Origin of the sequence: Gottschalkia purinilytica (genome assembly GCF_001190785.1) — a bacterium.
Lineage (GTDB): Bacteria > Bacillota > Clostridia > Tissierellales > Gottschalkiaceae > Gottschalkia_A > Gottschalkia_A purinilytica.
Genome location: NZ_LGSS01000046.1, coordinates 1 through 1813 on the forward strand (window position 1 = coordinate 1; position 1813 = coordinate 1813).

Below are 1813 nucleotides of genomic sequence, written 5' to 3' on the forward strand. Positions count from 1 at the left end.
CTAAAGTTGAGTTTTATTTATTTCAGTTATTCTAGGAATTAACTGGCTTTTCACTGTTCAATTTTCAAAGTTCAAACTCGCTTAATAAGTTTATCATTTTTGTCGTTCTTTGTCAAGAACTTTTTTATTTTTCATTTTTCTCTGTCTCTTGCGACAACTTCTTTACTATATCATATTTTCCATGCACTTGTCAATACTTTTTTTGATTTTTTATTTTTTATTGCCTCAGATTATTTTCTCTCTTAAAGGCAACTTATCAAATATAACATATAAACTTAAATGGTGTCAACAGTTTTATTTTATTACTAATATAAAGTAAGTGTAAAAATGCTAAACATTTGCTACTATCTAACTTAATTATATAATCATCTTTTATATATCATTATATTAATATGTCATATTAATATGACATATTAATATTTCTAATTCTAAAAAAAGTTACATTTGAAGATATAAGTTTAGATATAATTATATTTATGAATAATTTATTTAAGGAATTAGCCATAGAACTTTTTGAGAAAAATAGTAATAAAATTATACAGCTATAGGATCAAAAATAGGTTATTAATTAGTACCTTTTCTACAGTAAAAAAATAAAGTTATCAAAATTCCAACAAAAATAATGTGAAATATAAAGCCAACAGATATAATAAAATAGTTGAAAATAAACATAAAATGATAGTTGTGATAGTAATATAAAACTAATATTACTAAAAATAATCCTATAAATAATCTTTTATAGTTAAATTATATAACAATATAGCACACTAATAAAGTTTAGTGTGCTATATGACTTATATACTATATAACTATTCTATAACCTCTAATATTTCCTCTATATTTTGTCTCGTTTTAGGTCTACTAGGATCTGCCTTTCTATATCCAAACGCAACCATAACAGATATTCCAAATTTATTCTTATCTATTACGCCTTCTCTGTGTAAAAGGTCCTCTGTCTTTTCTCTATCAAATCCTTCAACAGGACAAGAATCAATTCCTATTTGCGCCGCAGCTGTCATAACATTACCTAATAAAATATAGGTTTGTTTACATGCCCAATCAAATAATGTTCTTTCACTTTCTAATAATTTAAATCCACTTTCCTGAAAGTTTTTAAAAACATTTATTCTTGTTTCTAACATTTCTTCTGGTACTTTTTGTATCTCTTTCATAAAGTTATGTATATATTCTGAATCATATCTCATGTCATCCTTTCTAGCAAGAATTACTATAAAGTCACTAGAAGTAGGAAGTTGTTTCTGCGCTCCCCATGTAGTATCTAATAATTTAGTCTTAAGATCATCATTCTTAATATTTATTAGTCTCCATGGTTCAAATCCAAAAGAACTAGGAGATAATCTTGCTGTTTCTAATATAAAATTCATATCATCCTTTGATATCTTTTTAGTTTCGTCAAATTCTTTACATGCATGACGAAAATTAAAAGCATCTAATATTTCTTTTTTCTTAGTTTCTTTATCCATAAACTCACCTCTTTATATTTTATATCACAAATTAATATACCCATAATTATAATTTTTAAATACATCAAAGATATAATTAGAATTCTTAAGGCATTTGGTTGATTATTTTAATAACTTCTAACTTGTAAATACAAATTTATATTATAATCTCACTACAACAAAAAACCACCATTTAACAGATAATAAATGATAGTTTTTTCTATTCATATAGTTTATTTTATGTAAATTATCAAAAAATAAAATAACCCAGCAACGTCCTACTCTCCCAAGGCGTTTCCGCCTAAGTACCATCAGCGCTGGAGGGCTTAACTTCTGTGTTCGGTATGGGT

At 25.5% G+C, this 1813-nt stretch carries 1 protein-coding gene and 1 rRNA gene; both read right to left on the reverse strand.

All coding sequences use genetic code 11. From position 1 onward, the window contains the following. Positions 1-809: 809 nt before the first annotated feature. Entirely contained in the window at positions 810-1484 is a 675-nt protein-coding gene (locus tag CLPU_RS16150; protein WP_050379113.1) for an NAD(P)H-dependent oxidoreductase, read from the reverse strand. A 244-nt stretch (positions 1485-1728) separates the two neighbouring features. After that, a 5S ribosomal RNA gene (rrf, locus tag CLPU_RS16155) occupies positions 1729-1813 on the reverse strand; the annotation flags it as partial.

Coding starts and splice junctions, on each gene's coding strand:
- CLPU_RS16150 (WP_050379113.1), bottom strand. CDS start 1,484: ATGGATAAAGAAACTAAGAAAAAAGAAATATTAGATGCTTTTAATTTT.